Source organism: Acetobacter estunensis (genome assembly GCF_019083805.1).
Lineage (GTDB): Bacteria > Pseudomonadota > Alphaproteobacteria > Acetobacterales > Acetobacteraceae > Acetobacter > Acetobacter estunensis_A.
The window spans coordinates 1-244 of record NZ_JAHRDV010000154.1; the positions used below are offsets into that span (position 1 = coordinate 1).

Sequence of the window (244 nt, forward strand, 5' to 3'; positions counted from 1 at the left end):
CGGATCTTGTTGCCCAACCCGATGCCGCGTCCTTCGTGGCCGCGCACATAGAGCAGCACACCACTCTCGGCTTCGCCAATCCGACGCAGCGCCGTGTGAAGCTGATCGCCGCAATCGCAGCGCATGGGCCATGCCTTGCGGGCGGATTCGGTCACTCCTTCTTCAAATAAGGTCACATCATGAGCACACGTTCTCCGGACTCTATTCCTTCGCAGCACCTCTCGCCCGCGCCGCGTCTGGCGTT

1 pseudogene is annotated in these 244 nt (G+C 61.9%); it reads right to left on the reverse strand.

The features are described 5' to 3' along the window. Positions 1-244: pseudogene (locus KUA11_RS18175) on the reverse strand (hypothetical protein); the annotation flags it as partial.